Annotated in this window: 15 protein-coding genes; 8 read left to right on the forward strand and 7 right to left on the reverse strand. The window is 72.6% G+C overall.

The window, feature by feature from the left end; translation table 11 throughout:
• Nucleotides 1-66: 66 nt before the first annotated feature.
• On the reverse strand, nt 67-984 hold the full coding sequence (gene lgt / locus KM933_RS23075; protein WP_221355180.1) for a prolipoprotein diacylglyceryl transferase: 918 nt from the start codon (nt 982-984) through the stop codon (nt 67-69).
• A 178-nt stretch (nt 985-1,162) separates the two neighbouring features.
• Between lgt and KM933_RS23080 the strand changes: the two genes are divergently transcribed.
• A complete protein-coding gene (locus KM933_RS23080) occupies nt 1,163-2,416 on the forward strand; it encodes a sensor histidine kinase (protein ID WP_221355182.1) in 1,254 nt (417 codons plus the stop codon).
• The gene (locus tag KM933_RS23085; RefSeq protein WP_221355184.1) at nt 2,413-3,060 is read left to right on the forward strand and encodes a response regulator; all 648 of its coding nucleotides are present in this window, start codon (nt 2,413-2,415) and stop codon (nt 3,058-3,060) included. The genes KM933_RS23080 and KM933_RS23085 overlap by 4 nt, the downstream gene beginning before the upstream one ends.
• Before the next feature lie 47 nt (nt 3,061-3,107).
• Here the strand turns inward: KM933_RS23085 and KM933_RS23090 are convergent, their stop codons facing one another.
• Nucleotides 3,108-3,392, reverse strand: coding sequence for a hypothetical protein (locus KM933_RS23090; protein ID WP_221355186.1), 285 nt, complete (start codon nt 3,390-3,392; stop codon nt 3,108-3,110).
• 33 nt (nt 3,393-3,425) lie between these two features.
• On the reverse strand, nt 3,426-3,839 hold the full coding sequence (locus KM933_RS23095; protein ID WP_221355189.1) for an ATP-binding protein: 414 nt from the start codon (nt 3,837-3,839) through the stop codon (nt 3,426-3,428).
• A 203-nt stretch (nt 3,840-4,042) separates the two neighbouring features.
• Here KM933_RS23095 and KM933_RS23100 point away from each other — a divergent pair, with 203 nt between their 5' ends.
• Genes KM933_RS23100 through KM933_RS23110 form a run of 3 tightly spaced genes read left to right on the forward strand, consistent with a single transcriptional unit; the run spans nt 4,043 to nt 5,326 of the window.
• Nucleotides 4,043-4,894: a helix-turn-helix domain-containing protein gene (locus tag KM933_RS23100; RefSeq protein WP_221355190.1), complete on the forward strand. Its 852-nt coding sequence runs from the start codon at nt 4,043-4,045 to the stop codon at nt 4,892-4,894.
• 8 nt (nt 4,895-4,902) lie between these two features.
• The gene (locus KM933_RS23105) at nt 4,903-5,103 is read left to right on the forward strand and encodes a DUF397 domain-containing protein (protein ID WP_221355192.1); all 201 of its coding nucleotides are present in this window, start codon (nt 4,903-4,905) and stop codon (nt 5,101-5,103) included.
• A gap of 22 nt (nt 5,104-5,125) precedes the next feature.
• Entirely contained in the window at nt 5,126-5,326 is a 201-nt protein-coding gene (locus KM933_RS23110) for a DUF397 domain-containing protein (RefSeq protein ID WP_221355194.1), read from the forward strand.
• Here the strand turns inward: KM933_RS23110 and hutI are convergent, their stop codons facing one another.
• The 4 genes from hutI to hutU all read right to left on the reverse strand — a co-directional run bounded on the left by hutI (nt 5,327) and on the right by hutU (nt 10,945).
• Nucleotides 5,327-6,511, reverse strand: coding sequence for an imidazolonepropionase (hutI, locus tag KM933_RS23115; protein WP_260334028.1), 1,185 nt, complete (start codon nt 6,509-6,511; stop codon nt 5,327-5,329).
• Between the two features lie 86 nt (nt 6,512-6,597).
• The gene (locus tag KM933_RS23120) at nt 6,598-7,959 is read right to left on the reverse strand and encodes a formimidoylglutamate deiminase (RefSeq protein ID WP_221355196.1); all 1,362 of its coding nucleotides are present in this window, start codon (nt 7,957-7,959) and stop codon (nt 6,598-6,600) included.
• A complete protein-coding gene (locus KM933_RS23125; protein WP_221355283.1) occupies nt 7,956-9,173 on the reverse strand; it encodes an allantoate amidohydrolase in 1,218 nt (405 codons plus the stop codon). The genes KM933_RS23120 and KM933_RS23125 overlap by 4 nt, the downstream gene beginning before the upstream one ends.
• A 98-nt stretch (nt 9,174-9,271) precedes the next feature.
• Nucleotides 9,272-10,945: a urocanate hydratase gene (gene hutU, locus KM933_RS23130; RefSeq protein ID WP_221355198.1), complete on the reverse strand. Its 1,674-nt coding sequence runs from the start codon at nt 10,943-10,945 to the stop codon at nt 9,272-9,274.
• Nucleotides 10,946-11,058: 113 nt separating this feature from the next.
• On the opposite strand from hutU, the gene KM933_RS23135 reads away from it, so the two are divergent.
• The 3 genes from KM933_RS23135 to KM933_RS23145 all read left to right on the forward strand — a co-directional run bounded on the left by KM933_RS23135 (nt 11,059) and on the right by KM933_RS23145 (nt 13,984).
• Nucleotides 11,059-12,450, forward strand: a complete 1,392-nt coding sequence (locus KM933_RS23135) for a type III PLP-dependent enzyme domain-containing protein (protein ID WP_430727357.1) — start codon at nt 11,059-11,061, stop codon at nt 12,448-12,450.
• A gap of 173 nt (nt 12,451-12,623) precedes the next feature.
• On the forward strand, nt 12,624-13,022 hold the full coding sequence (locus tag KM933_RS23140) for a hypothetical protein (RefSeq protein ID WP_221355200.1): 399 nt from the start codon (nt 12,624-12,626) through the stop codon (nt 13,020-13,022).
• Between the two features lie 155 nt (nt 13,023-13,177).
• A complete protein-coding gene (locus KM933_RS23145) occupies nt 13,178-13,984 on the forward strand; it encodes a transcriptional regulator (RefSeq protein ID WP_260334043.1) in 807 nt (268 codons plus the stop codon).
• Nucleotides 13,985-14,020: the final 36 nt, after the last annotated feature.

The following is a 14,020-nucleotide window of genomic DNA, read 5'->3' on the forward strand; positions in this document are numbered from 1 at the left end:
AGACTCGTGGGCTCGTGAAATGTGCGGGAGGGGACCGAAAGGGGACGTGGTCAGTTCCTGGGGTGGTCAGTTCCTGGAACCGCCGGTCGCGTCCAGGCGCGGAAGGAGATGGTCGGAACCGGAACCGGAGCCGCCGCGGCGCCGGTCGGAGTCTGCGTCGGCCCCGGCCCCGGCGTCACCGCGGCTGTCGACCGCATGTCGTGTCGCAGCCAGGAGGTGGGCGAGGGCAGCCGCGAGAACCAGCAGAGCGGTCCAGCCGTTCAGGCGCAGGCCGAGGATGTGGTGGGCCTCGTCGATCCGCAGGTACTCGATCCAGAAGCGGCCGGCGCAGTAGGCAGCGGCGTACAGCGCGAAGGAGCGGCCCCGGTCGAGGCGGAAGCGGCGGTCCGCCCATACGACCAGGGCGGCCACCCCGAGACACCACAGCGACTCGTACAGGAAGGTGGGGTGGTAGGTGGCCGGGCCGGGGGTGCCTCCGGGCCGGTGCGCGGGGTCGATCTCCCACGCCCAGGGGAGGGTGGTGGCCCGCCCGTAGAGTTCCTGGTTGAACCAGTTGCCCCAGCGGCCGACGGCCTGGCCCAGGGCGATGCCGGGGGCGACCGCGTCGGCGAACGCGGGCAGCGGGACACCGTGGCGGCGGCAGCCGATCCAGGCTCCGACGGCACCGCCCGCGAGGGCGCCCCAGATGCCGATGCCCCCGTCCCAGACGAAGAGGGCCTTGAGCGGATCGCCGCCCCTGCCGAAGTACGGCTCGCCGGACGTGACCACGTGGTAGAGGCGGGCGCCGACCACACCGAAGGGGACCGCCCACAGGGCCACATCCGCCACGACGGTCTTCTCCCCGCCGCGGGCGGCCCAGCGCCGACCGCCCAGCCATACCGCCGCGGCGATTCCGAGGATCAGCATCAGCGAGTAGCCGCGCAGCGGCAGCGGACCCAGGTGGATCTCGCCGACGGGCGGGCTGGGAATGAAGGCCAGGGGCACTGATGGTTCCTCACGGGGTGCGGCGGGGCTCGGCGGCCGGGTGCGGTGCCGATCCTCGCCGCCCGCATGGGCCTGGCACATCGACCGGTCGACGCATCGTCCGTCCACCGATCGGTGGACCCCGTTCGCACCGGTCGGCTGATCCTCCGGGTGCTCGGCCGCGCGTACGCTGAGGCCCATGGCACCGCGACAGGCACGGGAGAGGGCACGGTGGAAGACCGTGGCACAGCACGCCCTCTTCGCCGTCGTGCTCACTCTGTCCGTACTGGGTGCGCTGGCCGGAACGGACCTGACGGCCGGCACGGCACTGCTGCGGATCGGTCCGGCGCTGGCACTCGCCGTCTGGTACGCGTACTGGGTCGCGCTGCGCGGCGGCGTCGGCCGCCCTCCGCTGCCCTATCTCGTCGGGGCGTCGGCGGCGTGGGTGGCCATGTCCGTGGTGGACTTCGCGCTGCTCCCGGTCGCCGTGGCCGTGCTGACCCCGTACTGGCTGCGACGGGCCTGGTGGTCGGCCGGCGGGGTACTGGTGCTGGGCAGCGCCTGGTCGTGGCAGCGTCTCACCACCGGCGGTTCCGTCGACGTGCAGACACTCACGGGCTGCGTGCTCGGCGTCGCGCTGGCGGTCACCATCACCTGCTACGTCGCCACCCTCGACCACGAGAGCCACAGGCGCCAGCGGCTCCTGGACGAACTCACCGCCGCCCAGGCGGAACGAGCGGCGGCGGAACGTCAGGCGGGCACCCTGGCCGAACGCCAGCGCCTGGCCCGCGAGGTCCACGACACCCTGACCCAGGGCTTCGCGTCCATCGGCATGCTGCTGGACGCCGCACGCGACGACCTGCCACCCGGCTCTCCGGCGGCCCTCCGCGTCGGGCAGGCCATGCGGACGGCCCGGGACAACCTGGCCGAGAGCCGCCGCCTCGTGCAGGCCCTCCGCCCGGCGCCGCTGGACCGCACGCACCTGGCGGAAGCGGTCCGCGAGCTCACCGCCCGGCTGACGGAGGAGACCGGCATCGAGGCATACACGGTCGTGACCGGCCGGCCGGTCGCCCTGGCCGCCGGCGGCGAGGGCGAGTTGCTGCGGGTCGTGCAGGAGGCGCTGACCAACGCCCGGCGGCACGCCCGTGCGGCGAGCGTGTCCGTCACGCTGTCCTACCTCGGCGACGCCCTGGCCGTCGACGTCCAGGACGACGGCACCGGCTTCGCGCCCGTCGCCCGGCATGCCGGGATCGGCCTGACCACCATGCGCGAGCGCGTCGTAGCCCTGGACGGCACGTTCACGCTGGAGAGCGCCGCGGGCGAGGGTACGACCGTCACCGTCACGGTGCCGCTCCCGGACGGGCCTTCGGCCCCGGCCGAGGTCTCCGCCCCCTCACCCTCACCCTCACCCTCACTCGCGGCCGGTACCCAGCGGATGGCCCCGGCGCCATGAGCACTCCGGCCGCTCCCCCGATCCGGGTCCTCCTCGCCGACGACCACCCCGTGGTCCGCGACGGGCTGGCCGCCATGCTGGCCACCCAGCCCGACCTCACGGTCGTCGGCGAGGCCGCCACCGGTACCGAGGCGGTGCGCCAGACCGCGTCGCTCGCGCCCGATGTCGTCCTGATGGACCTGCAGATGCCCGGCATGGACGGCACCACCGCGACCGCCGCCATCCGCGCCGCCCATCCCCGGGTCCGGGTCCTCGTCCTGACCACCTACGACACGGACGCCGACATCACCGCGTCCATCGACGCCGGCGCGGTCGGCTACCTGCTCAAGGACACCGGACGACACGAGCTGTGCGAGGCCGTGCGCACCGCCGCCCGGGGCGGAGCGGCACTGTCCCCCACGGTGGCCGCCAAGGTCCTCGCCCATATGCGCGGTGACCGGAGGGCCGGTCTGTCCGGCAGGGAACTCGAAGTCCTGTCCGCCGTGGCCCGCGGGCAGAGCAACAAACAGATCGCCCGCGTCCTGCGTCTGTCCGAGGCGACGGTCAAGACCCATCTGCTGCACATCTACGCCAAGCTCGACGTCGCCGACCGCACCGCCGCCGTCACCGCCGCGCTGGGCCGCGGAATCATCCGCATCGACTGAGCGCCCCACAGATGAACTTCTGGCCGTACTACGGGTACGGGTACGGCTCAGGACACCTCGGCGAACAGTTCCCCGGCGTCACCGACCCGGTAGGAGCGTTCGAGCCAGACGCCGAGTTCGTCCATGTCGCCGGAGGAGAGAACACGCGCCCGGACGGCGTCCGGTACGTCGATGCCACGCCACCGCAGAGTGCGCAGAACACTCTCCGCCCTCTCCTGGGCCCGGCCCTCTTCACGGCCTTCCTCCCGGCCTTCCTCTCGGCCTTCCTCCCGGCCTTCCTCGCGCACCTGCTCGGCAAGCGGGTGTCGCCAGAAGTACTGGATCGCCGTCATCAGGTCCCTCCACATCTGCTGTGCCTCAACGAGCTACACGGCGGCCAGGTCACACCACACGTACTTGCCCCGGCTGCCGAACCCGGACAGCGGGTGCCAGCCCCAGGCGTCGGAGCACGCGCGGACCAGGTGGAGACCCCTGCCGCCCTCGCCGTCCGCCAGGCACTCCGCTCCTCCCGGAGGCTCGGGCGGTTCGGGGTCCGCGTCCCATGCGCCGACCTGGAGGACCCCCGTCGACCAGCGGACACGGAGGGTCGCGGGACCCTTGGTGTGGAGCACGGCGTTGGCGACCAGCTCCGCCGCGAGGAGTTCGGCGGTGTCGGCGAGGCGGATCAGGCCGTGCAGGGTGAGGATGAGGCGGAGGGTGCGGCGGCAGACGGTGACCGCGCGGGGGTCGTTGGGGATGGAGAGGGAGTACTCCCAGGGTTCGATCTCGGTTTCGGGCATACGTCAGCTCCAGGGGTGGGGTCATTGGGTGGATGACTGGCGGTGGCATGCCGTAGCCGTCGCTACAGGACGGTACGGTGCGCTTCCGCAGCGTGTGCATTACGTCACCGACGGTATGGCATTAATTTATGCCATTGCAACTGATTGCGTAATCTGACACCCGAACGTGGCGCGACCGCATAGTTGTTGGAAACGGAGGGCGTATGCCGCCAAGGAGTCATCCCACGGCGCGTCAGGTGCGTTTGGGAACTGAATTACGCAGGCTGCGTGAGGCTTCTGGCATGAAGGCACGCGATGTCGCAGCGTTCCTCGATTCCACCTCGACCCAGATGAGCCAGATGGAGGCGGGCATCGCGGGCGTGAGCACTGAACGAGTACGGCGCCTCGCCGTCCACTACGCGTGTACGGACGAGGCGTTGATCGATGCCCTCACCGCGATAGCGACCGACCGCACACGGGGCTGGTGGGACGAGTACCGGGGAGTGCTCCCGCAGGTGAACCTTGACGTGGCTGAAGCGGAACACCACGCGACGTACCTGCGCGAGATCGTCATCACCCACGTTCCCGGCCTGTTGCAGACCCCCGACTACGCTCGAGCGGTGTTCCGGTACATGCGCCCGGAGCTGCCGGAGAGCGAACTGACACTCCGGGTGGAGCACCGGATGAGACGTCAGGCGGTCGTCGACGGAGGCAGTCCCACGCCGTACGAGACGATCCTGCACGAGTTCGCGCTGCGCATCCGTGTAGCCGACCGCCGGGCGTCGCTCCTCCAACTCCGTCGAATCCTGGACCGGATCGAACAGGGGCACGTCGCCGTACGCGTCATCCCGACCGAACAGAACGGCTTCGGCGGTGCCGACGCGTCGATGATGTACATGGGTGGGCCACTGCCTCTGCTGGACACCGGCCTTCTCGACGCACCCACCGGAACCATGTTCGTCGATGCAGAGGCGGAGTTGAAACGGCTCCGAACGCTCTTCCGTAAAGTGGAGACGGCGTCGCTGGACCTCACGGCGTCACAGGACTTCATCCACCGTTTGGCGAAGGAACTGTGAGGCGAGCCATGAACCACACCCTGCGCTGGCAGAAGTCCACCTTCTCGGGCGGCGGTGAAGGCAACACCTGCGTCGAGATCGCCGCCACCCCCACCGCCCTCCACCTCCGCGAGAGCGACACCCCCGGCACCGAACTCATCACCACCACAACACCCTTGGTCCACCTGATACGCGCCCTCAAGACGGACGCCGTCCGAACAACTGCCTGACGAAGGAACCGTGAGGCACACCATGAGTGAAAGCCTGCACTGGCAGAAGTCCACGTTCTCGGGTGGCGGCGACGGCAACACCTGCGTCGAGATCGCCGCCACCCCCACCGCCCTCCACCTCCGCGAGAGCGACACCCCCGGCACCGAACTCGTCACCACCACCGGCCCGCTGGCCCTCCTGATACGTGAGGTGAAAGCGGGCTCAGTGCCCACCGGCGCCTGATCACACCCGTACGCCCCTGCGCCACACCTCACGGACCAGCGGCACCCCCGGCCGGTAGGCCAGGTGAACGTGGCTCGGGGCGTCGAGGACCGCCAGGTCCGCGTAAGCGCCCGGGGCGAGGCGGCCGACGTCCTCGCGGCGCAGGGCCGCCGCCCCGCCCGCCGTGGCCGACCACACCGCCTCGTCCGGGGTCATCCCCATGTCCCGTACCGCGAGCGCGACGCAGAACGGCACGGACGACGTGAAGGACGAGCCCGGGTTGCAGTCCGTCGAGAGGGCGACCGTGACGCCCGCGTCGAGCAGGCGGCGGGCGTCGGGCCACTGCGCCCGGGTGGAGAACTCGGCGCCGGGCAGCAGCGTCGCCACCGTGCCGCCGCTCGCGAGGGCGTCGACGTCGGCGTCGGTCAGGTGGGTGCAGTGGTCGGCACTGGCCGCGTCCAGCTCGACGGCCAGTTGCACACCGGGGCCGTACGAGAGCTGGTTGGCGTGGATGCGCGGGTGCAGCCCCTTCGCCATGCCCGCCGTGAGGATCGCGCGGGCCTGGTCCCCGTCGAAGGCGCCCTTCTCGCAGAAGACGTCGATCCAACGGGCGTACGGAGCACACGCGTCGAGCATCTCGCCCGTGACGAGCGCGACGTACGCGGCGGGGTCGTCCGCGTGGTCCGGGGGGACGATGTGCGCGCCGAGGAAGGTGACCTCTTCGGTGTGCGCGGACGCGATGCGCAGGGCCCGTGCCTCGTCCTGGACCGTCAACCCGTAGCCGGACTTGGTCTCGAACGTGGTGGTGCCCTGGCGCAGGGCCTCGTCGAGGTAGCGGGTGAGGTTGCGCTCCAGCTCCTCGTCGCCCGCCGCCCGGGTCGCGGCGACCGTCGTGCGGATGCCGCCGGCGCTGTAGGCCCGGCCGGACATGCGGGCGTTGAACTCCTGCGTGCGGTCGCCCGCGAAGACCAGGTGCGAGTGGGAGTCGACGAAGCCGGGGATCACCGCCCGGCCACCGGCGTCGACGCGATTGTCAGTGGCGGGTGCTTCTCTTGAGTCACCGGTCCACGCGACGCGGTCGCCGTCGATGACGACGGCCGCGTCCTGGATCAGGCCGAGGGGGGAGCCGTCACCTAGGGAGGGGTCGTTGGTGACCAGACTGGCGATGTTGGTGATGAGGGTCGTACGGCCGGTCGTGCTGCTCATGGCGTCCTTCGGAGCTGTCTGGGCGACGGGGGCGGGAGCCGGACCCGGACCCGCAACGAAAGCCGGGACCGGGACCGGGGCGGCGGTCAGGCGCGCAGCGCTTCGATCGCGTCCGCGAGTGCGCGGGGCACGTCCGGGACCAGGACGTGCGCCCCGTCTCGCACCACGTGCCGGCCGCCCACGACCGTGTGCCGCACGTCCGCGGCCGTCGCGGCGAATACGGCCGTCTCGGCGCCGAGCCGCGGCAGCGTCCCCGCTGTTCTGACCGAGTCGAGCGCGATCGTCGTGAAGTCGGCGAGCGCGCCCGCTTCGAGCGTGCCCGCGTCGGCCCAGCCGAGGGCCGCGTGGCCGTCCGCGGAGGCGGCGCGCAGGAGGGCCGCCGCCGTCCAGTGGCCCCGGGTGCGGCTGCGCAGGCGCTCGTTCAGCTCCATCGCGCGCGCCTCTTCGAGCAGGTCGACGACGGCGTGGCTGTCGGAGCCGAGGGACAGCGGGGAGCCCGCCCTCTGGAGCGCGACGGCCGGTCCGATGCCGTCGGCGAGGTCGCGCTCGGTGGTCGGGCACATGCAGGTGCCGGTCCCCGAGCCGCCGAGCAGCGCGATGTCCTCGCCCGTGAGGTGGGTGGCGTGCACGGCCGTGGTGCGCGGGCCGAGCACCCCGTGGTCGGCGAGCAGCCGGGTGGGGGTGCGGCCGTGGACCGCCAGGCAGGCATCGTTCTCCGCCGTCTGCTCGGACAGGTGCACATGGAGCGGGGCCCGCCGCTCCCCGGCCCACCGCGCCACCGTCGCCAGCTCCCCGGCCGGCACCGCCCGTACGGAGTGCACGGCGGCCCCGATCCGCGCGTGATCCCGGTCCTTGAGAACTGAACAGCGTGCTGCCCAGGCTTCGGCGGTCCCGTCGGAGAAGCGGAGCTGGTGCCGGTTCGGGGGCTGCCCCCTGCGTGCGTCGAGCAGGCCGGAGGCGAGGTAGACGGTGTCGAGGAGCGTGATGCGGATGCCCGCCTCCGCGGCGGCCTCGACGAGCGCCTCGCCCATGGCGTTCGGGTCGGCGTACGGGGTACCGCCGGGCGCGTGGTGCACGTAGTGGAACTCGCCGACGGCCGTGATGCCCGCCAGGGCCATCTCGGCGTACACCGCGCGGGCGAGCGCGTGGTACGTGTCCGGGGTCAGCCGGTCCGCGACGGAGTACATGGTCTCGCGCCAGGTCCAGAAGGTGCCGGAACCGACCTGGACGGTACCGCGCAGGGCCCGGTGGAAGGCGTGGCTGTGGGTGTCGGCGAGGCCCGGGACGGTCAGGCCGCGCAGGATCTCCGCTCCGGGCGGCGGGCCGGCGACGCCGGTGCGGACGGCGGCGATCCGGCCGTCCGCACCCACCTCCAGCGCCACGCCCGGCTCCACCCAGGAGTCGAGCCAGGCGTGCTCCAGCCAGTACGTCGTACCTCGCGCGCTCACGTGCAGGCCAGCCCTTCCAGTACGTCGGCGAGTGCGGTCACCCCGGCCGCGCAGTCGTCTTCGGCGGCGTACTCGGCCGGTGAATGCGAGACGCCCGTGGGGTTGCGTACGAACAGCATGGCGGTCGGGACGGAGGCGGAGAGGATCCCGGCGTCGTGTCCCGCACCGGTCCCCAGGACGGGGACCCGCAGGCGCGCGTCCCTCTCCTCGCCCTCCTTCCCCAGGAGGCGGACGATCTCGTCCCGCAGGGCGTGCTCGAACTCGACCACCGGGGTGAACGACTCCCGGACGACGTCGAGGTGGATGCCGTGCGCGTCGGCGTACCCGCGGGCCGCCTCCTCGATGCCGCGGACGACCGTGTCGAGGGTCGCCTGGTCCTCGGCGCGGGAGTCGAGCCAGCCGCGCACGAGGGAGGGGACGGCGTTGACGCCGTTCGGCTCGACGGAGACCTTGCCGAAGGTCGCCACGGCGCCCGCGAGCTGTGCCTCCCGGCGGGCCGCGAGCACGGTCTCCGCGTACGACAGCATGGGGTCGCGGCGGTCCACGAGACGGGTGGTACCGGCGTGGTTGGCCTCGCCCCTGAAGTCGAACCGCCACCGCCCGTGCGGCCAGATGGCGCTGGCGACACCGACCCGGTCACCCGCCAGGTCGAGGGCACGGCCCTGTTCGACGTGCAGTTCGACGAAGGCGCCGATGCGGGCCAGGCGTCCGGGGTCCGGTCCGATGGTGTCCGGGTCGTGCCCCGCGGCCGCCATGGCCTGCGGGAGGGTGGTCCCGTCGGCGTCGGTGAGCCGGTGCGCCTGCTCGACGGTGAGCTGTCCGGCGGCGAGCCGCGAGCCCACGCAGGCCAGCCCGAAGCGCGCCCCTTCCTCGTCGCCGAAGTTCACGATGGCGAAGGGTCTGGTGAACCGCCCGTCCCTGCCGCGCAGTTCGTCCAGCGCGGCGAAGGAGGACACCACACCGAGGGGTCCGTCGAAGGCGCCGCCGTCGGGCACCGAGTCGAGGTGCGACCCGGTGACGACGGCGTCCCCCGCCGAGGGGTCGCCCAGCCAGGCCCACTGGTTGCCGTTGCGGTCCAGTTCGTGGACGAGGCCGCGCGCCTCGGCCTGCTCCTGGAACCAGGCCCGGCAGTCGGTGTCGGCCCCGGTCCAGGCATACCGGCGGTAGCCGCCGGAACCGGGGTGGCGCCCGATGGACCCCAGCTGCCGCCACATCTCCTGGAAGGAGGGAGGTGCCGCATCCGCCCGGGCCTCCTGCGGGCGGATCTCCCGGCGGGGTCCGGGGGCGGTGCCCCCGCCGGGCGGGGGCAGGCTCACTCGCCCTCCCGCATGGGAACGCGCACGCCCCGCTCGGCCGCGACCGACTCCGCGATGTCGTAACCGGCGTCGACATGCCGGATGACTCCGGTCCCGGGGTCGTTCGTCAGCACGCGGCGGATCTTCTCGCCCGCCAGCTCCGTGCCGTCGGCCACCGTCACCTGCCCCGCGTGGAGGGAGCGCCCCATGCCCACGCCGCCGCCGTGGTGGATCGACACCCAGGACGCGCCGGACGCCACGTTCACCATCGCGTTCAGCAACGGCCAGTCGGCGATCGCGTCCGAGCCGTCGAGCATGGCCTCGGTCTCCCGGTACGGGGAGGCGACGGAACCGCAGTCGAGGTGGTCGCGGCCGATGGCCAGGGGGGCCGCCAGCTCCCCGGAGGCGACCATGTCGTTGAAGCGCTCGCCCGCCCTGTCGCGCTCCCCGTAGCCGAGCCAGCAGATCCGCGCGGGCAGCCCCTGGAAGCGCACCCGCTCGCCGGCCAGCTTGATCCACCGGTGCAGGGAGGCGTTCTGGACGGAGTCGCCCTCCGGGAAGAGGTCGAGGATCGCCCTGTCGGTCCTGTGGATGTCGGACGCCTCGCCGGACAGGGCGGCCCAGCGGAAGGGGCCCCTGCCCTCGGAGAACAGCGGCCGGATGTAGGCGGGTACGAATCCGGGGAAGGCGAACGCCCGGTCGTACCCGGCGAGTTGCGCCTCACCCCGGATGGAGTTGCCGTAGTCGAAGACCTCGGCGCCGGCGTCCATGAAGCCGACCATGGCCTCCACGTGCCGGGCCATGGACTCGCGGGCCCTGGTGGTGAAGCCGGCCGGGTCCTTGGCGGCGTACGCGGCCATGTCGTCGAAGTCGACGCCCGAGGGCAGGTAGGACAGCGGGTCGTGGGCCGAGGTCTGGTCGGTCACGATGTCGATCGGGGCGCCCTCGGCGAGCATCCGGGGCAGCAGGTCGGCGGCGTTGCCCAGCAGGCCGACGGAGAGCGGGCGGCGGGCGTCACGGGCCTCGACGGCGAGCTGGAGGGCGTGCTCCGGGGAGTCGGCGCGCACGTCCAGGTACCGGTGCTCGATGCGGCGCTCGATGGCGCGCGGGTCGGCGTCGACACAGATCGCGACGCCGTCGTTCATCGTCACCGCGAGCGGCTGGGCACCGCCCATGCCGCCGAGACCGGCCGTCAAGGTGATGGTCCCGGCGAGGGTGCCGCCGAACTTCTTCGCGGCGACGGCGGAGAAGGTCTCGTAGGTGCCCTGGAGGATGCCCTGGGTGCCGATGTAGATCCATGAACCGGCGGTCATCTGCCCGTACATGGTGAGGCCGAGGGCTTCGAGGCGGCGGAACTCCTCCCAGTTCGCCCAGTCGCCCACCAGGTTGGAGTTGGCGATGAGGACGCGCGGCGCCCACTCGTGGGTCTGCAGGACGCCGACCGGCCGGCCGGACTGGACCAGCATCGTCTCGTCCTGCTTGAGCGTCCGCAGCGTGCGGACCATGGCGTCGAAGGAGCGCCAGTCGCGGGCCGCCTTGCCGGTGCCGCCGTAGACGACGAGCTTGTCGGGGTGCTCGGCGACCTCGGGGTCGAGGTTGTTCTGCAGCATCCGCAGCGCGGCCTCCTGCTGCCATCCCAGAGCGCTCAGTTCCGTACCGCGCGGTGCTCGGACGGGGCGGGGTCCCGACATGGTCTGCCTCCTGGCGAAGCGGCACAGTGGATATTCACATCCTGATCTTCTGAATAGAACTAGTCAATACTCTTGGGCCGACATGGCCGCCGTACGGGTGTTTGGCTGGGCGCATGGCTGCACACACAGGCGCGGGGAATACGGACGACATGGCGGACGGCACGGCAGAGGGTCGGCCGGACGGCGCCGCGCGGCGTGACGACGCCGTTCGCGCGGCCGTGGAACGAGGACTCGTGAGTCCCGCCGCGCCCCTCGTCGGGCTTCTCGACACCGTCGGCATCCGGGCCTCCGCGGCGGCCCTGCGGGCGGCCTTCGACGCGGTGGCCGCACCGGGCACGGCCGTGCTGCACGCCTTCGCGGTGAAGGCGACCCCACTCGTGCCGGTGCTGCGGCTGCTGCACCGGGAGGGCATCGGAATGGAGGTCGCGAGTCCGGGTGAGCTGGCCCTCGCCCGCGCGGCCGGGGTACCGCCGGCCCGTACGGTCCTGGACTCGCCCGCGAAGACCCCTTCCGAACTGCGGGAGGCGCTCGCGCTGGGGATCGCCGTCAACGCCGACAACCCGCAGGAGCTGACGCGCCTCGACGCGCTGGTCCGTTCCACGTCGACCCGCTCACCCCTGGGCCTGCGGGTGAATCCGCAGATCGGCGGGGGATCCATCGGGGCGCTGTCGACGGCGACGGCCACCTCGAAGTTCGGAGTGGCGCTGCGGGACGAGGGGGCGCGCGAGTGGGTCGTGCGGGCGTATCTGGACCGGCCGTGGCTGACCCGGCTGCACACGCACTCCGGTTCGCAGGGGATGCCGCTGGAGCTGATGGCACGCGGGGTCGCCGAAGTGTACGGGCTGGCGGAGGAGATCAACGGGCGCGCCGGGCACCGGCGGGTCGACACGCTCGACATCGGCGGCGGGCTGCCGGTGAACTTCGGCTCGGACGCCCACACCCCGACGTACGGGGAGTACGCGCGGCTCCTCGCGGCGACCGTGCCGGGGCTCTTCGACGGGCGGTACGGGCTGGTCACGGAGTTCGGGCGGTCCCTGCTCGCCAAGCACGGGACCGTGCTGGCGCGGGTCGAGTACGCGAAGTCGGCGGGCGGCCGGGCGATCGCGGTGACGCACGCGGGGGTGCAGGTGGCGACCCGCACGGTGTACGCGCCGCGGTCCTGGCCGCTGCGGGTGGCCGCCTACGACGCCGGGGGCCGGCCCAGGACCGGGCCCGACGTCGTGCAGGACGTGGCGGGGCCCGCCTGCTTCGCGGGCGACCTGCTGGCGGAGGGCCGGTCGATGCCATCGCTCGGACAGGGCGACCACGCGGCCGTGCTGGACACGGGGGCGTACTACTTCGCCCACCACTACGGCTACAACTCGCTCGCCCGGCCCGGCGTCTACGGCTTCGGTCCCGACGGGGCGGGCGGGGTGCGGTTCGCGGTGGTCCGTACGGCACAGACGCCGGACGAGATCGTGGCGGAGTCGGGAGGGGCCCACGTGGAGGCACTCACGTGGCGTTGACCGGCCCGCCCCGAGACGGAGATCGGAAGATCCGACGATCGGGCCGGGCAATCGACCCACATTAGTCAGCAGGCGGCACGTTCCACGGGAAAACGCCCTATCCCTCACTCCTCTCGCACACGGTGCGTAGCTTCGGCGTCACTCAGCTGAACCGACGGGCGGGAGGGAGCACCGTGCCCGGAATCGACGAGTGCCTGCTGGAGGCCATGAGGCTGCCCGGAGCCCGGGGAGCCTCGGTGGTCGACTGGACCAGCGGGCTGGCTCTGGGCACGGTCGGGGACTCACCCAACGGGGACCACGAGGCCAGCGCGGCCGAGGCGGCGGAACTCGCCCGGCTCGCCGCGGAGCACAAGGCGTTCGCCCCCGAGGAGGGAGCCGACTGGTCCGGCGGGCAGCCGCCGGTGGAGGACCTCATCGTCTCCAACAGGGACAGCTACCACGTCCTGCGTTTCGTCCGGACGACCTTCGACAGCAGTGTGTTCCTGCATCTGTGGCTGGGGCGTTCGGACGGCAATCTCGCACTGGCCCGTATCCGTCTGGGCGAGATGGCGGAGCGGCTGGTGGTGGGGTGACCACGACGGAAGCACGTTCCCTGCCGGGGCTGGACGGATCCGGCCGCGGCCCGGCGAACGGAGCAGACGGGACGGGCGGATCAGACGGGACGGACGGGGCGGACGGGGCGGTCCGCAAGGGTGAGCGTGCCGGGGTACCGCCCGTGTCCAGCCCCATGCTCGGCCGTCTGGCGGAGGAGCGGGCCACCGGTGTCCTGACGCGGGAGCGCGGGGTGCTGTATCTGGTCGAGGGTCAGGTGGTGCACGCGGAGAGTCCCGCGACACCGGGGCTCGACGTCCTGCTCACCAGCCGCGGGGCGCTGGGTTCCGAGGGCTGGTGGGAAGCGGTCTCGCAGGCGGGGGCCGAGCGTCGCGTCGGGCGGTTCCTGGTGGACAGCGGGCGGCTCGCCGCGGGCGCCCTGGAGCTGTGCCACCTGGGGGCGCTGTACGACGCGGCGTTCTTCGCGCTCGGCACGGGCAGCGGTCCCGCGCGGTTCAGGTACGGGGTCGCGCACTGGATCGGCCCCGTACGGCCGGTGACCGTGGACGCGGTCGAGCGCGAGACGCTGCGGCGCCGCGCGCTGCTGCACCGCATCTGGCCGGACCCGGGCACGGACACCGCGGAACTCGTCCGGACCGGCCGGGCCGTCGACGCGGTCCTCCCCCCACGTCAGCGCACGGTTCTCGACCAGGTGGACGGGGTGCGGACGGCCTCGGACATCTCACTGGTCCTCGGCCGTCCGGGGTTCCACACCCTGGTCGACGTCCGCCGGCTGGCGGCGGCCGGGATCGTGGCGGCCCGCACGCGGACGGCCGGACCCCGGACGCCGGACGCCGACGGACCGCCCGCGGTCCCTTCCCCCGCCTCCGCCGCGACCGCACGGGGGGCGCACGCGGCGCGGGCCGCACGGGCCGTGCAGGCGTCGGCGGATCCCGACGTGGTCCTGCTGCGCCGGCTCAGAGACGCATTGGAGGCCCTGTGATCCGCGCGCTCCGACAGCGTGCCGAGAGGAGACAGC

Source organism: Streptomyces beigongshangae (genome assembly GCF_019710745.1).
Taxonomy (GTDB): Bacteria; Actinomycetota; Actinomycetes; order Streptomycetales; family Streptomycetaceae; genus Streptomyces; species Streptomyces beigongshangae.